The sequence below is a fragment of the Methylomonas montana genome (assembly GCF_030490285.1).
GTDB lineage: Bacteria > Pseudomonadota > Gammaproteobacteria > Methylococcales > Methylomonadaceae > Methylomonas > Methylomonas montana.
In genome coordinates this window covers 1,279,761-1,302,876 of record NZ_CP129884.1, presented here as the reverse complement: position 1 = coordinate 1,302,876, position 23,116 = coordinate 1,279,761, and the positions used below count along the sequence as shown (strand labels likewise).

The window sequence follows — 23,116 nt, the reverse complement described above, 5'->3', positions numbered from 1 at the left end:
AGGAACTATGCTGTCATCATCCATACGCCTCATTAGCCTGGCATCGTCTCTGCTACTCATCGCCGGCTGCGCCGAGGTCAACTCCGGCGTCAGGGATAGATTTCCGGCCGCTTTCAACGCCCCTAGCGTGCGCTCGGATTTCGAGGATTTGCTGGATTTCGGCGCCAACATGGCCAATATGCCGACATCGGCGCGCACCGAAACCTGTCGATCGCTGGTAAAACATCAAAAAGACCTGCCGGATCGAGGCATCGTGCTACAGCTGATGATAGGCCGCTTGCTGTCAGACGCTTGCGGCGACATCCCCAAAATTTTGGATGAACTTGCCGGCATACCGCCGGACAGTTTAGGCGACGACCGCACTCAGCGTTTGGTCCTCATTCACACCGAAGCCTTGAAGCGCATTAACAGCACCACTAAAAAACTCGGTTCGCTGGAGCGTAAACAAAAAACCGTGCAAACCGTGCTGGACTCGAAAGACACCAACGGCTCAAAGAAAAAAGAATCGCAATTGTTGCGGGAAAAGCTGGAAGCCATCCGCTCCATGGAAAAACAGCTGGACGAGACTAGCGACGGAAAATAAGGCCGATGTTTCGTTTCCGGTTGGCGATCGTCATCGTCGTATCATTCGGGTTTGTGTTGAGTTTGGGCGTCGCGCTGTATTGGGGATCAAATCAGGTCGCCCGTTATTTTCAGCACAGCCAGACCGCGTATGAAACCTTCGACGATTACGAACAACTCTCGCAGGAAGCTTACCGCCACTTCAAACAGCGTATGGATAGGCTGATCACCGCCAACCCCAATGCGGAAACCGGCGTGGAATCGTCCAAGCAGCGTTTGTACGAGGCGATGCGGGCGCTTCGCGACACGGCGGTCAAGACGCCGACCCAGGACAGTCGTAGCGAGGACTGGACCAACAAACCGGCCGAACTGGAGAAAGTCGCCCATCTCACCGCCTTCCTGGAAGCCAGCGAATATCGGTTTAACGAAGTCGAAAAGCTACGTCTGCAAGGCAAATTGGCAACCGCCGTTCAGGCGCTCTCTAAATTTACCGAAGAAGAGATCGACGGCAAATTCCAGCCCTTGATCGACGCCGCCATCGACGCGGAGCGGGAAAAAGCCAAGAAAGCCAAACAAGAATTGGAAGTCTTGGTCGAACAATCGCGCTGGACCGCCATTCTGGCATCGTTCACCGCGGCAGTGTTTAGCCTGATCGCCGGCGTCTTGCTGCTGCGCAGCTTTAAAAAGCCCATCGAAGCGCTGATGAAAGGCACCGACGAGATCGCTTCCGGCAACCTGGATTACCGCATCGCACTAGACACCCGCGACGAGTTTGCTTACCTGGCCAGCCACTTCAACCAAATGGCCCGGGAACTGGAATTTCAGCAAGATAAGCTGCGCGAGGGCCGGGAAATTCTGGAAAAAAGAGTCGCGGAACGGACTCTCGAACTGAATCTGTTAAATGAAGAATTAAAGCGCATGGATAACGCCCGCCGCGAGTTTTTAGCGGACATCAGCCATGAGCTGCGCACCCCGATTACCGTGATTCGCGGCGAGGCGGAAGTGACTTTGCGCGGCCAGGACCGCGATGCCGAAGAATATAAGGATGCCTTGCAGCGCATTGTCGAATTGGCCATGCAATTGGGCAAATACGTCAACGATTTATTGTTCCTGGCCCGCGCCGACACCGCCAATCTGCAATTCGAATGGAATAAAGTGGATCTGGCCGAATTGGTCACCAGCAGTGTCGAGGACTTTCAGGTGATGGCCGAGGAATACGCGATTTCGGTCGCGCTGGATGCCCCCGACGGACCGCTGCTGGTCCGTGGCGACAAACAACGGCTGCGACAAGTGTTGTTTATTCTGGGCGAGAATGCCTGCCGCTACTCCAAGCCGCACGGCCACATCGGCGTCGCCTTGTGGCGCGAGGGGAAACAAGCCTGTTTCAGTCTGACCGATCAGGGCATAGGCATACCCGCCCAGGATTTGGAACGAATTTTCGAGCGCCACTTCCGTAGCAACAATGCCCAACATTCGCGAGACGACGGTTCCGGCCTGGGTTTGCCCATGGCTAAATCCATCTTGCAGGCACACGGCGGACAGATCGCAGTCAGCAGCATCGAAAATTCAGGCTCGACATTTAAGGTTACACTACCGCTGCTTACGGTAGCATAGGACGATTATCCATATGAACGAGAAATACATGACATCCAACACTCTGACGGGGATAGGCTATATGCGCGTGCTGATGGTTGAAGACGATGAGCGCATCATCGATTTCGTCCAGCGCGGCTTGAAAGCCGAAGGTTATGCGGTGGAAGTAGCCCGTAGCGGTCAAGAGGCGATTGCCTTGGGCACCGAGGGGACATTTCAGGTCATCATTCTCGATCTGGGCTTACCGGATATGAATGGCCGGCAGATCTGCGAGCGCTTACGCGGCAACGGCGTCGATACGCCGGTACTGATGTTGACGGCCAGAGACACGGTGCAAGACAAAGTATCCGGCCTGCGTTCCGGTGCCGACGACTACATGACCAAACCTTTCGCCTTCGAGGAATTGCTGGCCCGCATCGAGGTATTACTGCGGCGGCGCGGCGGCGAAATCAAACCCGACACTAAGGAATTACGGATTGAAGACTTAGTATTGAACGGCGAAACCCATGAAGTCCGCCGTGGTGAGACCATCATCGAGCTGACACCCAAGGAATTTGCCTTGTTGGAATGCTTCATGCGCATGCCGGGCAAGGTGTTGAGTCGAACCCGAATTTTGGAGCAAGTCTGGGGCTATAGCGCCGACCCGCTGACCAATGTGGTGGACGTCTATATTCGCCAATTGCGGCGCAAGATCGATGACGATTTCGAACTCAAATTGCTGAAAACCGTGCGCGGCTTCGGTTATAAAATGGATGCGTCTTGAGCATGACGGACAGCATGGTTAAATCTCACTCGCGCAACGCTCCCATTTAATTTTTCAATTACAGGACAGCACGCCGGCTGTCAACCGCATTGTATGCAACTCACCCTCCTTGATCCCGACCACCCTCAGCAAGCCTTTCCACCGCTGCACAAAGCGCTGCGCGATCCCAACGGCTTGCTGGCGTTCGGCGGCTGCCTGTCGCCGCAACGCATCGTCAATGCCTACCGGCACGGGGTTTTCCCCTGGTTCAACCCCGGCGAACCCATCCTGTGGTGGTCGCCCGATCCGCGTCTGGTGCTGTTTCCGGAACATTTGAATATTTCCCGCAGCCTGGCGAAAACCCTGCGCAAACAACTGTTCCAGATCCGCTACGACAGCGCCTTTCGGCAAGTGATAACGGCTTGCGCGGCACCGCGTAGCGGAAGCCTCGGCACCTGGATTACCGACGATATGTTGCAAGCCTACCTGACCCTGCATCATCTCGGCATCGCCCACAGCTTCGAAGCCTGGCAGGACGGCCAACTGGTAGGCGGCCTGTACGGCATCGCCATCGGCCAGGTGTTTTTCGGCGAATCGATGTTCCATCGCAAAACCGACGCCTCGAAAGTGGTGTTTGCCCATCTGGTGCAACAATTAAGCGACTGGGGTTATCGACTGATCGATTGCCAAGTGCGTAGCGAGCATTTAGTCAGTCTGGGCGCCGAGGACATTCCGCGCAGCCGCTTCGCCGAGTTGCTGAACGAATATTGCGACCACTCGCCTCGCCCCGAGGCCTGGCAGCGATGACGTCTATCCCGATTTGGCTGGACGCCGGACACGCTTGCGGCTATCTCGAAGACCGCGTGTCGCGTTCCGGCTTCGTGCATCCGTCCGTCGGCATGAACACCCCGCTATATTCGCAATTGATCGCCCAAGGCTTTCGGCGTAGCGGCGATTATGTCTATAAACCCTATTGCGAAGGTTGTCAGGCTTGCGTGCCAACTCGCTTGCCGGTGGCGGCGTTCCAGCCGGATCGTAAACAAAAACGCTGTCAAAAACGCAACGCTCAAACCCGCGTGGTCGTCAAAGCCGCCGAATTCGATCCGCGCCATTTCCAGCTTTATCAGCGTTATTTAAACGCCCGCCACGACAAACCCGGCGCGGACGCCGGCACCACGCCGGACGATTACATCAAGTTCCTGGGCAGCAGTTGGTGCGAGACGATGTTCGTGGAGTTTTTGATCGGCGGCCAACTGGCGGCCGTAGCGGTGGTCGATGTGGTGGCCGACGGCTTGTCGGCGGTGTATACCTTTTTCGATCCCGAGTTTGCCGACTACAGCCCCGGCGTTTATGCGGTGTTGTGGCAGATCGAAACCGCCAAGCAGTTGGGCCTGGAGTACCTTTATCTGGGTTACTGGATTAAAGACTGTCGTAAAATGCGTTATAAAATCCAATACCAACCGCTGTCCGGCCTGATAAACGGCCAGTGGCAAACCATTTCAAATCAAACATTCAACGAGGACTAAGCAGTGCCAAAAGCCAACGAATTGAAACAGGGAACCGCCATCGAAATCAACGGCGAGCCTTATGTGGTGAAACATATAGACGTGCGCAACCCCACCTCGCGCGGCGCCACCACGCTTTACAAAGTTCGCTTTACCCACATGAAAACCCGGCAGAAACTGGACGAAACGTACAAAAGCGACGACGTGCTGAAAGCCGCCGACTGTTCGCGCTGCAACGTGCAGTTTTCCTACCAGGACGGCGACACCTACTACTTCATGAACAGCGAGACTTACGATCAATATGCGCTGGCGGGGGATGATCTGGAAGGCCAAACCTTGTATCTGACCGACGGTCTGGAAGGTATCATCATGCTGTTGATGGACGATGCACCGCTAGGCATTCAGTTGCCAACCACCATTATCCTGCAAATCGCCGAAACCCCGCCGGCCATGAAAGGCTCAAGCGCCACCAAGCGCACCAAAACCGCGAAATTGACCACCGGTCTGGAAGTTCAAATCCCGGAATACATCGAGTCCGGCGAGCTTATTAAGGTCAACACCGAAACCGGCGAGTTTTCGTCTAGGGCTTAATGGGAACAGCCCGACAAGCCGTGGCCGCAATCAAAGCATCTTCGACCCTGCCCTTGACGAATCGGCAAACGTTCGGGGCAGTTTGGATAAACCGCCCCGCGTATTCCTTATCCACTATCAGGCCACTACTTTCTTCACGCATTGCCGGGCGAAAGTATTGATCGATACGCTGCTGTCGAGATAGCGATTGAACAACTCGTTAATCGCCACCGGATTGAGATAGACATAGATGCCGCAGCCGGTGATGGCAACAAATTGCCGGCTTACGGTTTCGATAAAAATGATACGCAGAGTATTGATTTCGTTAACTTCATTGAATGTTTCCATGATGTTCTCCCGAATTTGCCGATTAGACCCAATTAAACTTGGGCATAAGTTACGCCAACAATGCAAAGCCATTAAAAAATCAGCATCATAAGATTCCAACAAAATCTTTCCGTCAAAATCCCGATGACCCTACCGCTCCGGTCGCCGTCTTTTTCATAAACCCGACGAAAAAGTGACTCGACACGATGCCTATCATCCCGGCCTATAGCAGATTTTTAAGCGTCCTTCGCGTGACGCGATACCCGCACAGCATCAATTTCCGCTGTGGTTCGCTTGCCGGATGGCAGGAGCCCTTGATAAAGGCCAAAAATTGAAGCTGGGATCAGTCTATTGCGGAAAACGCTTGGTGTCCGTTGCCTATACCACTGCAAAACCGTGAAGTATTTCACGGTTTCAAGGCTGCCCTAGACAGATTGCGTTTCGAACGGCGTGGCAATCAGGGACTTTGCTTTTCCTAAGCGCCGGCCTTGGGATCAGCCTGGCAACGACAAACTCGCTCAACGCGGCAATCGCCCCAGGATTTCCAAGGCCGGTATTGCCCGCGCCTGCTTTATAGTACAATTTCCGCCACTTTTCAGCCGAAACGGCGCAGCAACAATCATTAAACAAAACAGGTTCAGACGATGACAACGATGGATGACAGAGACGGGTTGATATGGCTAGATGGAAAATGGGTTGACTGGCGGGATGCGAAAGTCCATGTCTTGACTCATACCCTGCATTACGGCTGTGGCGTCTTCGAAGGCTTGCGCGCGTACAAAACTGACAACGGCACCGCGATTTTCAAGCTGGCCGAGCACACCGACCGTCTGTTCCGTTCCGCGCATATCATGAACATGAAAATGCCGTTCTCCAAAGAGGAAATCAACCAAGCCCATCGCGACGCGGTCGCCAAGAATAATCTGGACACCGCCTATATCCGCAGCATGGTGTTCTTCGGCTCGGAAGGCATGGGCCTGCGCGCCGATAATCTGAAAGTGCATGTAATGGTTGCCGCCTGGACCTGGGGCGCTTATCTGGGCGCGGAGAACATGGAAAAAGGCATCCGCATCCGCACCTCGTCGTATACCCGCAACCATGTCAACAGCACCATGTGCAAAGCCAAGGCCAACGGCAACTACGTCAATTCGATCCTGGCGCTGCAGGAAGCCTTGTCCACCGGTTACGACGAAGCCTTATTGCTGGACCATGAAGGCTTCTGCGCGGAAGGCAGCGGCGAGAACCTGTTCATCGTCCGCAACGGCAAAATCTATACTCCGGAAACCACTTCGGCTTTGGAAGGCATCACCCGTGACACCTTGATCACCATTGCCCGCGAACAAGGCTATGAAGTGATCGAAAAACGAATCACCCGCGATGAAGTCTATGTCGCCGACGAAGCCTTCTTCACCGGCTCAGCCGCCGAAGTCACGCCGATCCGCCAATACGACAACCGCGACATCGGTTCCGGCAGCCGAGGACCTGTCACCGAGAAACTGCAAGCCTTGTATTTCGACTATGTCAACGGCCGCCGCGCCGACCACAAGGAATGGTTGACGCTCGTTTCCTAAGTGTCAGCGCAAGCTTATAAAATCCTGGTCGTCGGCCCGTCCTGGGTCGGCGACATGGTGATGGCGCAAAGCCTGTTCATCGCCCTCAAGCAACAACACCCCGCTTGCCTTATCGACGTGCTGGCCCCAGCCTGGTCGCTGCCGCTGCTGGAGCGTATGCCGGAAGTCCGTCGAGGCATTGCAATGCCGTTGGGCCATGGCCAATTCGATCTGCCTGGCCGCTTCAAGATCGGCAAACAGCTGAAGGCGCAGCATTACGATCAGGCCATCGTGCTACCAAATTCCTGGAAGTCGGCGTTGATTCCGTTTTTTGCCGGCATCCCCAAGCGCACCGGTTATCTCGGCGAATTGCGCTGGGGCTTGCTGAACGACGCCCGCCGTCTCGATAAAAGCCGGCTGACGATGACCGTACAGCGCTTCGTGGCACTAGGCTTGCCAAGTGACACAAAGCAACCGCCGCTTTACCAGTTTCCAAAACTGTCGATCAACGCCGAACAGCAACAGCAAGTTCGCGAAAAATTTCACATTAATAGCGACAGCAAGATCCTGGCTTTATGTCCCGGTGCCGAATACGGCCCGGCCAAGCGCTGGCCGGCCGAACATTATGCCGCCGTCGCCAGGCAAAAACAGCAACAAGGCTGGCAAGTCTGGCTATTCGGTTCGGATAAGGACAAGGCCGTTGCCGATCAGATTAATCAGCTATCCGGCGGCATTTGCCGCAATTTTGCCGGCGCCACTACGCTGGCCGAAGCAGTGGATTTACTGTCCTTGAGCGCTGCGGTGGTCAGCAACGATTCCGGCTTGATGCATGTCGCCGCCGCGCTGGATAAAAAACTGATCGCCGTTTACGGCTCCTCCGATCCGGGCTTTACCCCGCCGCTGCATCAAGCGGCCGAGATCATTAGCCTGAATCTGGCATGTTCGCCGTGTTTCAAGCGCGACTGCCCGCTCGGCCACACTCACTGCCTGACCGACATCGCCCCGGAACGGGTCTTGGCGGCGCTCGCCGCCTCAAACACATGAAGATCGCTATCGTCAAGCTCTCCGCGCTAGGCGACATCGTCCATGCGATGGTGGCACTGCAATTTATCAAGGCTGCCCGGCCGTATATCGAGATCGACTGGCTGGTGGAACAGCGCTTCGCCGGCTTGCTGGCAGACAACCCCGACATCGGGCAAATCCTCAGCGTAGACTTAAAGACTCTAAAAACCGACAAAACCGGCATTTTCCGGGAAATTGCCAAGATCAACGCTTATGCCGCCAACAATTATGACCTAGTCATAGACGCTCAAGGGCTGATCAAATCGGCGCTGGTAGCGCGGCTACTATCCAGGCGTTGCGCGGGCTTCGATAAACACTCGATCCGCGAAACAGCCGCCGCCTGGCTATACAGCCAAACCGTAGCCTATCCTTACGACGCCAACACCATAGACCGCAATGTCGCAGTGTTGACCCAGCCTTTGAATATCACAGTCAGCCGCGAACAGATCGTCGCTAAGCAGCCTTTCCTGTTTTACCAAACGCCGCAACAATCGCTCGATGCCTACTTGCCGGCTGGACAAGCTCAGGTGTTGTTGGTAATCGGTTCTACCTGGCCCAGCCGCAACTATCCTAAAGAAAGCTATCTGCAAATCGCGCAGGCTTTGAATGCCAATTGCCTGATCAGTTGGGGCAACGACCAGGAACGCGAGGCCGCCGACTGGATCGCCCGACGCAGCGAGGCGCGCATACTGCCGCGCCTGAGCCTGAACGATCTGAAAGCAGTCATCGCCCGAATGGACCTGGTGATAGGCAACGACACTGGTCCCACACATATGGCCTGGGGCTTGAATCGGCCATCCATCACGCTATTCGGGCCGACCCCTGTCAGCCGGGTTTATCAAACCCAGATCAACAAAGTGTTGAAATCACCGTCGACGGTCAATCCGTTCAAATTGGATAAAAACGATTTTTCGATCGCGCAAATCAAAGCGTCTAGCGTTATTGCGCTAGCGAATGATCTCCTAAAGATCAAGCATCCTAGCGAATAGCATACCGGTGATGGAGCCCCTTTTGGACATGCATTGCGAAGCAGTTCTTTATCGCTTCCAGCCCGCCCCTAGCGACCAATGAATACCGCCAGTTAGGCGCCAATTCATTTAAATTGCCGGATTCAGTAGACCAAAGGCTAAAACAAATTCCGCCGACGACTTCCTTAGCGCCCCATCTATGTGGTAAAACTTCGGCCATTCGGCATGGAAAATCTGTCGATACCTACTTGCAAGCGCTGAATACTTTCAAGGTGTAAATTGCTTAGCCAAATGTTTTAAGATTGACTCGGCAAAACATAATAAAAATCATAACTTTCAGGCTCTTTTCAAGGAGAAAATCATGATGCTTCATAATCGCAATGATTTTCGAGTCATCGGGGACGATTTCTACCGGCCCGACGCCATACTCTGGCCACGCCAATTAAGGCGCAGAACGCTATTTTTACTGATCTTTTTACCGCTGTTCCTGATCTCGGAAATTTATATCTTTTTTCAGCCAGCCATCTACCAAAGCCTAGCGCTGGTATTGACCACAGCGGCGACCGATATTGATCAAAGCCACGGCGATGCCGATCTGGAACACGTTAATATTCAAAAACAAGTTTTACTGGGGCAACCGGTACTGGAAAAAACCGCCAAAGAGCTAAAAGAGCAAAAAGACATCCCTTCCCTTAATATCAACGAATTAAAAGCCCTATTCCAGGTCAAGCCGATTTCCGATACCAATCTGGTGCAACTTGCCGCAGAAGGCCGCGAACCGAAATTCCTGCAAACGGCATTGAACACCTGGATAAAAACCTATCAACAGATTCGCGCCGATTACATTGGCAATATCACCGAAAAAGCGACAGCCAGTATCAGCGACGAAATCACTCGCATTGAACAACAAGTGCGCGACAAGCGCCGGGAAATGGAAATATTCCGGCTGGAAAACAATATCGTTTCGCTGGAAAGCGCCGACAACGAAGCACACGCCCGTTTGCAAGGCTTGAATAATTCGCTGAACGCGGCACTGGAAGAAGAAGCCAAATCCAAAGCCAAACTGGACGCCATCCAAGCGGCTATCGCCGAAGGCAAAGCGGTGGTGCCGGAGGCCGATTCCCGCAACCTGGCAGTGCTGATCGAAAAAGCCGAAAGGCTAAGGGAGCAGCTCGAGAAGCAAAGAGCTCAGTACACCGACGAATATATCGAGTTCCATCCTACCTTGCGGAGCATCAAACAACAGCTGGCCGAGCTGGACGAAAAGATTCGTGAAAAAGGACAGGTGGGCGTTGGCTTCGCAACCCAGGAAGCCGAAAATGAATACGGCGCAGCTCATCGCACGGTGCTGACCTTGCAGAAACAAATGGCCGAACACAAACAAAAAGCCTCCGACTACACCAATCAGTTTGCCAAGCATAAAGCCATGCAGGAGGAACTGGTCAAGCTGGAGGAATTATTGCAACAGACCAAGCAGCGCCTGATCGAAATTGATGTCAAACAACGTCAAAGCAACCCGCAACTGGATGTCGTCGACTGGGCATCCTTACCGGATAAACCGATACGGCCGGATTACTGGCTGGAAGCGGCAATCGCTTTTGCCGTCAGCCTGGCGCTGGCGCTGCTGACGGTGTGGCTCAGCGATTATTTAAACAAAGAGCCGACACTGCCAACCATAGATTCCTACACCGAAATTCAGCTTTACCGCCACCCCAATCCCAAATTGGAAAACGATGCCAACGATGAACCCTTGGGATTTGAACCGGTAAATAGGCTGCGCCGCGCGGACGATCCGAAACAATTGCCCGAGGAAACGCCCGAATCATAGCTGCGGAGCGGCAACAATGCTAAAATCAGCCGCTCAAAAAACTTAATCCAACAGGACATCCATGAGTCAAATTACCGTTGAACACAACCCTAGCGAAGAACGTTTAAAAGAGCTGGGCGTATCAAGCTGGCCGATCTGGGAAAAAGAAATTTCCAAGTTCAGCATCGATTTCGACGAAACCGAAACCGCTTATGTGTTGGAAGGCGAAATCATCGTTACGCCGATCGGTGGCGAGCCGGTACGGATTTTACCGGGCGATCTGGTGATGTTTCATGAAGGCCTGGACAGCGAATGGGAAGTGGTCAAGCCACTGCGCAAGCACTATCACTACGCTTGACTCCATCCGTATCGGCTGTCAATCCGCGAAAAGGCATCTTAGGATGCCTTTTTTAGTTGAGCCGGTAGACTTGGCTTACCGGCTGACGCCGGCTCAAACTCATTACAACCCGCATGGCTATGAATCAGGATCAGGATAACTCGGCATTAACGCAGGCCAGGCCTTGGCGGCGTATAGCAATATTTGGCCTAATTGTCGTCGTTGCCGCTAGCTATTATTTTTACCAAGCCGGCCGGCATCGAGAAAGCCCGACCGAGGCCAAGCCCGGCCAATTCGAGAATACACCGCTTAGCGTTGCGGTTGCGTTAACCAGGCAAGACGACCTGCCGATTTATCTGAGCGGTCTGGGAACCGTCACCCCGCTACACACCGTCACGGTACGTTCGCGCGTCGATGGCGAACTGATCCGGGTGGCGTTTACCGAGGGACAGGCGGTCAGACAGGGCGATCTGCTCGCCGAAATCGACCCCCGCCCCTATCAAGTGGCGGTGCAACAAGCCGAAGGCCAATTGCTGCGCGACGAGGCGTTACTAAAAAACGCCGAAATCGACCAGGACCGCTACCAAACCTTGCTGGAACAGGATTCCATCGCCGCCCAGCAGACCGCCACCCAAGCCTCTTTGGTCAAGCAATATCGCGGCACCGTCGAGATCGACCGCGCCCAGCTCGACAATGCCAAACTGCAACTGAGTTACGCCCGCATCACCGCGCCGGTCAGCGGCCGCATCGGATTGCGCTTGGTCGATCAGGGCAATATGGTCCGCGCCAGCGACCTTAATGGACTGGCGGTGATTACCCAAATTCAGCCAATCTCGGTGGTGTTCACGCTGCCGGAAGACGACATACCGGCGGTGATGCGGCGCTGGCGCTCCGGCGATGCGATCGTCATCGACGCTTACGACCGAGCCGGCCAGCAAAAACTGGCCAGCGGCAAACTGCTGGCGGTAGACAACCAAATCGACGCCAGCACCGGCACCTTGAAATTAAAAGCCCAATTCGATAACGAAGATCGCACGCTGTTTGCTAACCAGTTCGTCAACATCAAAATGCGTCTGGACACCTTGCGCGCCGCCACCTTGGCGCCTAGCGCGGCGATCCAGCATGGCTCCGGCGGTGCTTTCGTCTATTTGGTCAAGGACGACAACAGCATCACTGTTAGGACTGTGAAAACCGGACCGGCGGACGGCGAAACCGTCGCGATTCTGGAAGGCCTGGCGCCGAACCAAAAACTGGTGATCGACGGCGCCGACAAGCTGCGCGAAGGCAGCCAAGTCCATGTAATCGATAAAACCAAACCAGCCGTTCCCAGCCCCGGCAAACCGGCCAACTAAACATGGCCGCCGCGCAAAACCCGTTACCCGGATTCAACCCCTCGCGACACTTTATCCAGCGCCCGGTCGCCACCTCCTTGCTGATGGTGGCGCTGCTGCTGGCCGGGATTTTGACTTACCGCTTATTGCCGATTTCGGCGCTACCACAAGTCGATTATCCGACCATCCAGGTCACCACGCTCTACCCCGGCGCCAGCCCGGAAGTGATGACCTCGGCGATCACCGCCCCACTGGAGCGCCAGTTCGGGCAAATGCCTGGTTTGCGGCAGATGTCCTCGACTAGTTCCGGCGGCGCCTCGGTGGCGACACTGCAATTCGATCTGGAATTGGATCTGGACGTCGCCGAACAAACCGTGCAGGCCGCGATCAATGCCGCCAACAATTTCCTGCCCAACGACCTGCCGCTGCCGCCGATCTACAACAAGGTCAATCCGGCGGACGCGCCGATTTTGACGCTGGCGGTCACATCGTCCAGCTTGACCTTGCCCAAAGTCCAGGATCTGGTCGATACCCGCTTGGCACAGAAAATCGCCCAATTGCCGGGCGTCGGTCTGGTCAGCATCAGCGGCGGCCAGCGACCGGCGGTTAGAATACAAGCCAACCACCAGGCGTTGGCCGCCTATGGTCTGAGTCTGGAAGACCTGCGCAACGCGATCGCCGCCGCCAATGTCAACCAACCCAAGGGCATGTTCGACGGCCCGCAACGCTCGGCAATCATCGACAACAACGATCAACTGCGTTCGGCCGCCGAATACCGCGATTTGGTGGTGGCTTACCGCAACGGCGCGCCAGTGAGACTGGCGGAAGTGGCCGACGCCATCGACGCCGCCGAAAACGTCAAGCTGGCGGCCTGGGCCAACGATAGCGCCGCAGTCATCGTCAACATCCAGCGCCAACCCGGCGCCAATGTCATCGAAGTGGTGGACCGCATCAACAAGTTGCTTCCGCAGCTACGAGCGACACTGCCGAGTGCGGTCAACGTGATGCCATTAACCGACCGCACCGTGACCATCCGCGCCTCGGTGCACGATGTGCAGTTCGAGTTGATGCTGGCCGTGGCGCTGGTGGTGATGGTGATTTTTCTATTCCTGCGCAACCTGCCGGCCACCTTGATCCCGGCGGTCGCGGTGCCGCTGTCGCTGGTCGGCACGTTTGCGGTGATGCATCTGGCCGGATTCAGCATCAATAATCTGACCTTGATGGCGCTGACCATCGCCAGCGGGTTCGTGGTCGACGACGCCATCGTCGTCATCGAAAACATCTCCCGCTATCTGGAGCGCGGCGAATCGTCCTTACAGGCTGCGCTAAAAGGCTCGGAGCAGATCGGCTTCACCATCATCTCCTTGACGGTCTCGCTGGTGGCTGTGCTGATTCCGCTGCTATTCATGGGCGACGTGGTCGGCCGTCTGTTCCGCGAATTCGCAATCACCCTGGCCGTGGCGATTCTGATCTCGGCCGTGGTATCGCTGACGCTGACGCCCATGATGTGCGCGAAGATGTTGCGGCCGCTCGAGGCCGACCATGAAAAACGCGATGACTTCATCGGCAAAGTCATCGCCGGCTACGGCCGCAGCCTGGAATGGGTGTTGAATCGCCAAAGCCTGACCCTGCTGGTCGCCATTTCCACGCTGGCACTGACCGTGTTGTTATACATAGCCATGCCTAAAGGCCTGTTCCCCATCCAGGATACTGGTCTGATTCAAGGCATCTCGGAAGCACCGCCCAGCATTTCCTTCGCGGCGATGGCCGAACGCCAGCAAGTCATGGCCAAGCAGATATTGGCCGATCCGGCAGTCGCCAGCCTGTCGTCTTTCATCGGCGTCGACGGCAGCAATCCGACGCTGAACAGCGGCCGCTTCCTGATCAACCTCAAGCCGCAAGCCCAACGCGACAGTGCTACGGCGGTGATCGAACGCTTGCGGCCGCGCCTGGCCGAGGTCTCGGGTATCTCGGTCTATCTGCAACCGGTGCAGGACATGACCTTGGAAAACAGGGTCAGCCGCACTCAGTTTCAATTTACCTTGCAGACCGTCGATCTGGCGGAACTGAATCTATGGACCCAGCGCCTGGTCGAGCAGATGCGCGGCATTCCCGGCATCGTCGATGCCGCCAGCGACGTGCAAGACCAAGGCCTGCAAGCCTATATAGAAATCGACCGCGCCACGGCCAGCCGCTTGGGCGTCAGCACCGCCGACATCGATAACGCCTTGTACAACGCCTACGGCCAACGCCTGGTCTCGACGATCTTCACCCAGTCCAATCAATACCGGGTGGTAATGGAAGTAGACCCGAAGGAACAGAGCGGCCCGGAAGGCTTAAAGCAATTGCGCATCCCCTCCAGCAACGGCAGCCAGGTGCCGCTGTCGGCCTTGGCGACGGTTTCCGAACGGCAAACCGCGCTGTCGATCAATCATCTGGATCAGTTTCCGTCCGCCACCATTTCCTTCAATCTGGCGCCGGGCGCGGCCTTGGGCGATGCGATCAAAGCCATTGAGAAGGCCAAGCAAGACATCGGTTTACCGCTGGCGGTGCAAGCCGATTACCAAGGTGCGGCATTGGCATTTAACGCTTCGCTGAGCGACACACTATGGTTGATTCTGGCGGCTGTTGTTACTGTGTATATCGTGCTGGGCGTGTTATACGAAAGTTATATTCATCCCATTACCATCCTTTCCACGCTGCCGTCGGCCGGGGTCGGCGCGTTGCTGGCCCTGCAACTGTCCGGTAACGATCTGGGCATCATCGCGGTGATCGGCATCGTGCTGTTGATCGGTATTGTGAAGAAGAACGCGATCATGATGATAGACTTTGCGCTGGAAGCCGAGCGCAAGCAAGGCCTGCCGCCGCGCGAGGCGATTTTCCAGGCCTGCCTGCTGCGTTTCCGGCCGATACTGATGACCACGCTGGCAGCGTTGCTGGGCGCTCTGCCCTTGATGCTGGGCAGCGGCGTCGGCTCGGAATTGCGCCATCCTTTAGGCATTAGCATGGTCGGCGGCTTGTTGGTCAGCCAGTTGCTGACGCTGTATACCACGCCAGTGATTTATCTAGCCCTGGACCGGCTGGCCCGCCGGCTGCGCGGCGCGGCCGAATCGATTTTAGCCGACAGCGGCGACAGCCAGCCGTGAACTTTTCGGCGCTGTTCATCTATCGGCCGGTCGCCACCACGCTGCTGACGCTGGGCCTGGCGCTAGCTGGTTTGATCGCCTTCCTGCAACTGCCGGTCGCGCCCTTGCCGCAAGTGGATTTCCCGACCATTTCGGTATCCGCCAATCTGCCCGGCGCCAGTCCGGAGACCATGGCCGCCACAGTCGCCACCCCGCTGGAGCGAGCACTGGGCCGCATCGCCGGCATCACCGAAATGACCTCGGCCAGCTCCTTGGGCTCGACCCGGATTACCTTGCAGTTCGATTTGAATCGCGACATCGACGGCGCGGCCCGCGACGTACAAGCTTCGATCAACGCCGCCAGCAGTTTGCTACCCAGCAATCTGCCCAACCGGCCCAATTACCGCAAAGTCAATCCGGCCGATTCGCCGATTCTGATTCTGGCATTAACCTCCACCGCCCTTAGCCGCGGCCAGATGTACGACGCCGCCTCGACGATATTGGCGCAAAAAATCAGCCAGCTGCCCGGCATCGGCCAGGTCAATGTCGGCGGCAGTTCCTTACCGGCTGTGCGGGTAGAACTGAATCCCACGGCATTGGCGCAATATGGCATAGGCCTGGACCAGGTCGCCAAAGCCATCACGACCAGCAACGCCAATCGCCCGAAAGGCACCCTGGAACGTGGCGAGCGGCATTGGCAAATCCACGCCAACGATCAGGCCGAACATGCGGCCGACTACCTGCCGCTGATCGTCGCTCACCGCAACGGCGCGCCGGTGCGCATCGCCGATCTGGGCACAGCGGTAGATTCGGTGGAAGATTTACGCAGTACCGGCCTGAAAAACGGCCAACCGGCGGTGTTGCTGATCGTCAACAAACAACCCGGCGCTAATATCATCGACACCGTCGAACACGTCAAAGTCACGCTGCCGCAATTACGGGCGCTGTTGCCGGCGGCGATGGAATTGTCGATTGTCTCGGATCGCTCACAAACCATCCGCGCTTCGGTCGATGAAGTCGAGCGCAGCCTGTTGATCGCGGTGGTATTGGTGATCCTGGTGGTATTGCTGTTTCTGCGCCGGCTGCGCTCGACCTTGATCCCGATTATCGCGGTGCCGGTGTCGCTGATCGGCGCCTGCGCGGTGATGTATTTATGCGATTACAGCCTGGACAATCTGTCGTTGATGGCTTTGACCATCGCCACCGGTTTTGTCGTGGATGACGCCATCGTGGTGCTGGAAAACAGCAGCCGGCATATCGAAAATGGTGTACCGCCGTTCCAGGCTGCGTTGCGCGGTGTCGGCGAGGTTGGTTTTACCGTATTGGCGATGAGTTTGTCGCTGATCGCGGTGTTCACGCCGATCTTGTTGATGGGCGGCATCGTCGGCCGGCTGTTTCGGGAGTTTGCCGTGACCTTGTCGGCGGCAGTGCTCGTGTCGCTGGTGGTGTCCTTGACCGTGACGCCGATGCTGTGCGCCCGCTGGCTGGAGCCGGAAGCGCTACGTCAACCCAACCGGCTGTCAGCCTGGATCGAAAGCCAATTCCAGCACCTGCATAACGGCTATCGCCGCAGTTTAGGCTGGGCCCTACACCATCCTAAGCTGATGCTGATAGTGCTGCTGGCTTGCATCGGCTTGAATGTCTACCTTTACATCATCGTCCCGAAAGGCTTTTTCCCGGTACAAGACAACGGCCGGCTCAGCGGCACCATCCAGGCCGACCAGAGTATTTCCTTCCAGGCCATGCAGACCAAGTTACATGATTTTGTCGATATTTTGCGGCAAGACTCCGCCGTCACTGCGGTGGTCGGCTTTGCTGGCGGCATGCAAAACACCAATTCCGGTTTGATGTTTGCGGTACTCAAGCCACCCGAGCAGCGCGACGCGCCGATAGCCGAAATCACCCAGCGGCTGCGGGAAAAACTAAGCAACGAACCCGGCGCCAGCCTGTTTTTACAGCCGGTGCAAGATTTACGCATCGGCGGCCGGGGCTCGGCGGCGATGTACGAATTTGCCTTGCAATCCGAAGACTTGAGCCTGCTGCGCGAATGGACGCCCAAAATTGTCGCGGCGCTGCGCAAGCGGCCGGAACTGACCGATGTCAACACCAATCAGCAAGACAAAGGCCGGCAAATATCGCTGGTAGTGGATAGAGACAAAGCCTCCAGTTTGGGCGTCAGTCAGGCGGCCATCGATACCGCGTTGAACAACGCCTTCGGCCAACGCCAGGTCTCGGTGATTTATAAACCGTTGAACCAATACCGGGTGGTGATGGAACTGGCGCCGGAATACTGGCAAAACCCGCGCAGCCTGCAACAGCTTTACGTCAGCTCCAGCAGCGGCACGCAGATTCCGCTGGCAACGCTGGCCAGCTTCCAGACCAGCAATGCGCCGCTGACCATCAATCATCAGGGCCAGTTTGCCGCCGCCACCGTGTCGTTTAACTTAATGCCCGGCACTTCGTTGTCCGCCGCCACGCAACTGATCGAGCAAACCCTGCGCGACCTCGGCACACCGGCCGCGGTGCGCGGCAGCTTCCAGGGCTCGGCCAAGGCTTTTCAGGAATCGCTGCGTAACCAACCCTGGCTGATCGCCGCGGCACTTCTCAGCATTTACATCGTGCTGGGAATACTCTACGAGAGCTATATTCATCCGCTGACCATATTATCCACCCTGCCCTCGGCCGGGGTCGGCGCCCTGCTGGCCTTGCTGGCCTGCGATACCGAGTTCAGCATCATCGCCTTGATCGGCGTGATTTTGTTGATCGGCATCGTCAAGAAGAACGCGATCATGATGATCGATTTTGCGCTGGACGCCGAGCGCCACAGAGGTCTAAGCGCCGAGGAAGCCATCTTCCAAGCCTGTTTATTGCGGTTTCGGCCGATCATGATGACCACGCTGGCGGCGATGCTGGGTGCGCTGCCGTTAGCCTTGAGTTCGGGTTACGGCGCGGAACTGCGCCAGCCCTTGGGGATTTCCATCGTCGGCGGCCTGATTTTCAGCCAATTGCTGACGCTGTATACCACGCCGGTGGTTTATTTATATCTGGACAAAGTGAGCGGCTGGGGGAAACGCGCCCTTAACGGCAATCTTGACTAAGCACTTCACGCTTTCAAGCGATAACCGACGCCGGATTCGGTCAATAAAAACCGAGGTTGAGCGGGATCGGCTTCCAGTTTCTGCCGCAATTGGCTCATATAAATGCGTAGGTAATGGGCGTTTTCCTGGTAGGACGGTCCCCAAACTTCCTTCAATATTTGCTGATGAGTCAGCACTTTGCCGGCATGTTTGATTAGAACGCTTAACAATCGGTACTGAATCCGGGTGAGATGGACTTCCCGGTCGTCGACGCTGACCAAACGATTGAGCAGATCCACCCTGAGATTGGCCGTGATAAACACATCGGTCGGCACGGCTTCCGCCCCTCGGCTCGAATGCCGCAATGCCACTCGAATCCGCGCCAATAGCTCACCAAAGCCGAAAGGTTTGGTCAGATAATCGTCGGCGCCGGCATCCAATGCATCGATCTTATGCTGTTCGCTGCTGCGCGCCGACAGGATGATAATAGGCATGGCCGACCAGCCGCGAATCGCCTTGATCACCTCGACACCGTCCATATCCGGCAAGCCCAAATCGAGGATCAACAAATCCGGCTTACGCATGCCCGCTTCGATGATGCCCTGCTTGCCGGTATCGGCCTCGAACACCGAAAAACCCTGAGCGCCCAAGCCGGTGCGCAAAAAACGCCGAATCGCCGAATCGTCTTCGATGACGATGATGACCGGATGAGTTTTAGTCATGGCGATTTATATTTACGAAAGGCGAAAACAGCTTGTACGGCTGTCGACGAGGCATCGAACCGTTGTCTCCGGCAAGGACCGCTTTCAGCTTTCATCCTCATCCAACTCAAGCACCGGCGGCGCTTGATCGACCGGCAAGCTAAAGCTAAACACCGCGCCGCCGTCCGGCGCGTTATGGGCACGGATGCTGCCGCCGTGGACTTCGACGATGGCCCGGCAGATCGCCAGCCCTAAACCCACCCCACTTTGCGCGGCCTCGTGGCGGGCTTGATAAAACTTCTCGAATAAGCGATGTTCCATCCCCTTAGCGATGCCGGGGCCATGATCGGCCAGCGCAATTTCGACCGAACCGGCAGCGATCTGAACATTAATCTCCAGATCGCTGCCGGCCGGCGTGTAGCGGAGCGCGTTTTCCAGCAGATTGATCAACACTTGCTCTATCATCACCGCATCGGCATGCACCATCGGTATACCCGGCGGCAACTTGACCTTGACCTGCCGCCCCAGCAACTGTTTTTGCAAACGCGTCATCGCCGTGCCGATAATCTCCTCGACCGGATGCCATTGTTTATTCAGCTCGACCACGCCGGCATCCAGACGGGCCATGTCCAGGATATTGTTCACCAAATTCGACATGCGCTCGGCTTCTTCGACAATGGCCCGGCTCAATTCCAGTTTATCCTGGGGCCGTAAATGTGGTTCACCCTCGACCAGCGTGCTGGCCGAACCAACGATGGTGGCCAGTGGTGTGCGCAAGTCGTGAGAAATCGCGCTGAGCAGCGAATTACGCAATCGCTCGGTTTCCATTTGCATTTGCGTCGATCGTGCTTGCTCGGAAAAACGCAGCCGCGTCACCGCCTGGCCGATCTGCCGCAGAAAGGTTTCCAGCAATTTTTGTTGTTCCGGCAAAAACACCCGGCGTAAATTGACCGGCAATAAAGCCAGCACCCCCAGCACCTGTTCTTCATCACGAATCGGGAAATACACCGCCGCCGCGCCGGGCAAGGTATTGGTGCCCTGCCCGGCCGTTTCGTTATGATCCAGAACCCATTGCGCGACGCTGAGATCGGCACCGTGCAGCGATTCGCGAATGCCTTTTTGCTTGGGATAGACCACCCGGCCGTTTGCATCGGCAAACAAAATAACATTGCGGCTGCTGAATTCCGAATGCAGATGGCGTACCGCGGTACGGACGATGTCCGCCTCGGTCTGGCTGCCGGCCAACTCCTTGCTCATCGCATACAAGGCGGCGGCGCGGCGTTCGCGATGCGCGGCAACTTTGGCTTGGGAGCGCACGCTGACCATCAGATTGCTGATGACGATAGCCACCACCAGCATCGCCGACAAGGTAATCAGATACTGGCTGTCGGCCACCGAAAAACTGTAGTAAGGCTGCACGAACAAGACATCGAACGCAGCGACACTCAACACCGACGCTAAAATCGACGGGCCTCGGCCGAAGCGGGTGGCGATAAACACCACTCCCATCAGAAACACCATCACCAGATTCGCCAGTTCCAGGCGGCCGAACATCGTATGGCCGACCAGGGTGCTGATCAAGGTCACCGCCACCGCCCAGAGATAACCTTGATAGCGCTTCCTGGTTTTGGACGGTATCCGCTGCCGCAGCCCCGGCAACGGGCTTTTTTTAAATAGCGACAGCTCCGGCTCCAGTTCCGCACGCTCGGCCAATTGCGGGCTACCCAGCAAATAAATATTGATGTTATGGGCATGGCCGATCAACACATCCACCACCGAGCCCATCAGCCAACGTCGCCAGCCGCGCCGGCTAGGCTTGCCGACCACGATTTTGTTGATATTGCGCTCGCGGGAAAACCGGATGATCGCATCGCTCATCTCCGGTGCACTGAGGGTAACGGTTTCCGCGCCCAGCTGTTCCGCCAACCTTAAAATCCGCAACACGCCGTCGCGTTTCTCGGCCGGCATACGCTGCAATTGCGGGGTTTCCACATAAGCGACGATCCATTCGGCGCGCAGGCTGGCCGCCAAGCGTTTGCCGGCCCGCACCAAACGCTCCGCCATCGCATTGGGACCGATACAAACCAGCAGCCGCTCGTTGACTTGCCAGACATCGCGAATAGCGTGATCTTCGCGGTAATCCAGCATCTGGGCATCGACCCGGTTGGCGGTTTGCCGCAGCGCTAATTCCCGCAGCGCGATTAAATTACCCTTGCGGAAGAAATTGTGAATGGCTTGCTGCGCCTGCTGCGGCAGATAGACCTTGCCTTCCTTCAGGCGCAGCAATAATTCGTCGGGCGGCAAATCTACCAGTTCGACTTCGTCGGCATCTTCGAACACCGTATCCGGCACCGTCTCCCAAACCCGTATCCCGGAAATCTGACCGATGTCGTCGTTCAGGCTTTCCAGATGTTGGACATTCAACGCGGTGTAGACGTCGATACCGGCTTCCAGTAACTCGTGGATGTCCTGCCAGCGTTTCGGGTGGCGGGAGCCGGGCGCATTGGTATGGGCCAGTTCGTCAACCAGGATGATGGCGGGCCGACGTTTCAACGCCGCGTCGAGATCGAACTCCTGCAGCACGGTACCCTTATAGTCGATATGCCGAGGCGGCAGGATTTCCAGACCTTCCAGCAATAACTGGGTGTCCTTGCGGCCATGGGTTTCCACCAAGCCGACCAGCACATCCAGATTTTCCGCGCGCCGCTCCCGCGCCGCCAGCAACATCGCAAAACTTTTCCCAACGCCGGCCGCCGCACCGAAAAATATCTTCAAGCGGCCGCGCTTGGCCTTGGCCTGCTCGCGTTCGACGCGAGCCAGCAATTGATCCGGATTGGGACGCTGGTCATTCATAGCCCTGGCCTACAGCCAGCCGGCCTTTCTAAGGCGCAGATACAACGCCAGACTGCACAGCGCCACGCCGCCCACCACCAGCGGATAGCTATAGGGCCAATCCAGTTCCGGCATATGCCGAAAATTCATGCCGTACCAGCTGAAGACCATGGTCGGTATCGCCAAAATCGCCCCCCAGCCGGCCAGACGTTTGACCACCTCGTTCTGCCGCACCGTCTCGAAAGTCAGATGCACCTGCATCGCCGCCAGCAGCATCTCGCGCATGCCGTGGATGGCCTGATCGACACGCTTGATATGGTCGGCAATATCGCGAAAATACACTCGCACATCCTTATGAATTAGCCCGTTATGAAAGCGCATCAATTCGTTGCAAATATCGATGACAGGATTGATCGCCCCCTCCAGCAACAATAATTCGCGCTTTAACTCGTACAAGTCTTCCATGGTTTGTCGGCTGGGCCGGTATTGAAAAATCGCCGACTCGAGTTGATCGAAGCGATCTTGCAAGCCGGCGATCGCCACCATGTAATTGTCGACGATGAAATCCATAATCGAATACAACGCAAAACCCGGACCCTTGTTAAGTTGGTGCGGCATAGCCTGACAGCGCTCGCGCACTTTGCTCAGGCTTTGCGACGCGCCGTGGCGCACCGTGACCAGAAAACGCGGCCCCATGAAAATATGGGTCTCGCCGAATTCGACGCTGTTTTCAGCCAATTGAGCAGTATGCAGCACGATGAACAGCGAATCGCCGTATTCCTCGATTTTCGGCCGTTGATGCGCCGAACAGGCGTCTTCGATGGCCAATTCATGCAAACCGAACTCCTCCTGAACCTTTCTCAATATCTCGCTATTGGCCTCGCGCAGCCCCAGCCAGACGAAAGTATTTTCCTTGAGCAACACTTCGCTGATGTCTTCTATGGTGACGTCGCCGATGCCGACGCCCTGTTGATAGGCCACGCAGCGCATGACCATGCTCTTATCGATAGTCTCGCTCAAAATGTCTC

The 23,116-nt window shown here is 56.3% G+C and carries 18 protein-coding genes; 14 read left to right on the top strand and 4 right to left on the bottom strand.

All coding sequences use genetic code 11. From position 1 onward, the window contains the following. The first annotated feature begins 7 nt into the window (after window positions 1-7). From QZJ86_RS06200 to efpL, 6 genes are all read left to right on the top strand, one after another. On the top strand, window positions 8-583 hold the full coding sequence (locus QZJ86_RS06200) for a hypothetical protein (protein WP_301937348.1): 576 nt from the start codon (window positions 8-10) through the stop codon (window positions 581-583). Between the two features lie 5 nt (window positions 584-588). After that, window positions 589-2,175, top strand: coding sequence for a sensor histidine kinase (locus QZJ86_RS06195; protein WP_301937347.1), 1,587 nt, complete (start codon window positions 589-591; stop codon window positions 2,173-2,175). Between the two features lie 28 nt (window positions 2,176-2,203). Further along, the gene (locus tag QZJ86_RS06190; protein ID WP_301937345.1) at window positions 2,204-2,917 is read left to right on the top strand and encodes a response regulator transcription factor; all 714 of its coding nucleotides are present in this window, start codon (window positions 2,204-2,206) and stop codon (window positions 2,915-2,917) included. A 93-nt stretch (window positions 2,918-3,010) separates the two neighbouring features. Beyond that, a complete protein-coding gene (aat, locus tag QZJ86_RS06185) occupies window positions 3,011-3,703 on the top strand; it encodes a leucyl/phenylalanyl-tRNA--protein transferase (RefSeq protein WP_301937343.1) in 693 nt (230 codons plus the stop codon). Then, window positions 3,700-4,422 carry an arginyltransferase gene (locus tag QZJ86_RS06180; RefSeq protein ID WP_301937341.1) on the top strand — a complete coding sequence of 241 codons (723 nt, stop codon included), beginning with the start codon at window positions 3,700-3,702 and terminating at the stop codon, window positions 4,420-4,422. Before aat ends, QZJ86_RS06180 begins: the two co-directional genes overlap by 4 nt. 3 nt (window positions 4,423-4,425) lie before the next feature. Further along, window positions 4,426-4,992 carry an elongation factor P-like protein EfpL gene (gene efpL, locus QZJ86_RS06175; protein ID WP_301937338.1) on the top strand — a complete coding sequence of 189 codons (567 nt, stop codon included), beginning with the start codon at window positions 4,426-4,428 and terminating at the stop codon, window positions 4,990-4,992. A gap of 117 nt (window positions 4,993-5,109) precedes the next feature. Here efpL and QZJ86_RS06170 read toward each other — a convergent pair whose 3' ends face one another. Next, window positions 5,110-5,319 (bottom strand): hypothetical protein, encoded by a 210-nt coding sequence (locus QZJ86_RS06170; protein WP_301937336.1) that lies wholly within the window; start codon window positions 5,317-5,319, stop codon window positions 5,110-5,112. Between the two features lie 623 nt (window positions 5,320-5,942). Here QZJ86_RS06170 and QZJ86_RS06165 point away from each other — a divergent pair. The 8 genes from QZJ86_RS06165 (at window position 5,943) to QZJ86_RS06130 (ending at window position 18,576) form a co-directional block, all read left to right on the top strand. Further along, on the top strand, window positions 5,943-6,869 hold the full coding sequence (locus QZJ86_RS06165; RefSeq protein WP_301937334.1) for a branched-chain amino acid transaminase: 927 nt from the start codon (window positions 5,943-5,945) through the stop codon (window positions 6,867-6,869). Continuing rightward, window positions 6,870-7,892 carry a lipopolysaccharide heptosyltransferase II gene (gene waaF, locus QZJ86_RS06160; protein WP_301937332.1) on the top strand — a complete coding sequence of 341 codons (1,023 nt, stop codon included), beginning with the start codon at window positions 6,870-6,872 and terminating at the stop codon, window positions 7,890-7,892. It abuts the gene before it with no gap. Continuing rightward, a complete protein-coding gene (waaC, locus tag QZJ86_RS06155) occupies window positions 7,889-8,899 on the top strand; it encodes a lipopolysaccharide heptosyltransferase I (protein ID WP_301937330.1) in 1,011 nt (336 codons plus the stop codon). Before waaF ends, waaC begins: the two co-directional genes overlap by 4 nt. Window positions 8,900-9,239: 340 nt before the next feature. After that, window positions 9,240-10,706, top strand: coding sequence for a GumC family protein (locus QZJ86_RS06150; protein ID WP_301937329.1), 1,467 nt, complete (start codon window positions 9,240-9,242; stop codon window positions 10,704-10,706). Window positions 10,707-10,767: 61 nt separating this feature from the next. Next, on the top strand, window positions 10,768-11,043 hold the full coding sequence (locus tag QZJ86_RS06145; RefSeq protein ID WP_301937328.1) for a cupin domain-containing protein: 276 nt from the start codon (window positions 10,768-10,770) through the stop codon (window positions 11,041-11,043). Between the two features lie 113 nt (window positions 11,044-11,156). Beyond that, window positions 11,157-12,374, top strand: coding sequence for an MdtA/MuxA family multidrug efflux RND transporter periplasmic adaptor subunit (locus QZJ86_RS06140; protein ID WP_407081641.1), 1,218 nt, complete (start codon window positions 11,157-11,159; stop codon window positions 12,372-12,374). 2 nt (window positions 12,375-12,376) lie between these two features. Further along, the gene (locus tag QZJ86_RS06135; RefSeq protein ID WP_301937326.1) at window positions 12,377-15,499 is read left to right on the top strand and encodes an MdtB/MuxB family multidrug efflux RND transporter permease subunit; all 3,123 of its coding nucleotides are present in this window, start codon (window positions 12,377-12,379) and stop codon (window positions 15,497-15,499) included. Next, on the top strand, window positions 15,496-18,576 hold the full coding sequence (locus QZJ86_RS06130; RefSeq protein ID WP_301937324.1) for a multidrug efflux RND transporter permease subunit: 3,081 nt from the start codon (window positions 15,496-15,498) through the stop codon (window positions 18,574-18,576). Before QZJ86_RS06135 ends, QZJ86_RS06130 begins: the two co-directional genes overlap by 4 nt. Before the next feature lie 5 nt (window positions 18,577-18,581). On the opposite strand, the gene QZJ86_RS06125 is transcribed toward QZJ86_RS06130, so the two are convergent. The 3 genes from QZJ86_RS06125 to corA all read right to left on the bottom strand — a co-directional run bounded on the left by QZJ86_RS06125 (window position 18,582) and on the right by corA (window position 23,084). Beyond that, entirely contained in the window at window positions 18,582-19,277 is a 696-nt protein-coding gene (locus QZJ86_RS06125) for a response regulator (protein WP_301937323.1), read from the bottom strand. 84 nt (window positions 19,278-19,361) lie between these two features. Further along, window positions 19,362-22,109, bottom strand: a complete 2,748-nt coding sequence (locus QZJ86_RS06120; RefSeq protein WP_301937320.1) for a sensor histidine kinase — start codon at window positions 22,107-22,109, stop codon at window positions 19,362-19,364. Between the two features lie 9 nt (window positions 22,110-22,118). Then, window positions 22,119-23,084 carry a magnesium/cobalt transporter CorA gene (gene corA / locus QZJ86_RS06115; protein WP_407081654.1) on the bottom strand — a complete coding sequence of 322 codons (966 nt, stop codon included), beginning with the start codon at window positions 23,082-23,084 and terminating at the stop codon, window positions 22,119-22,121. Between the last annotated feature and the right edge of the window lie 32 nt (window positions 23,085-23,116).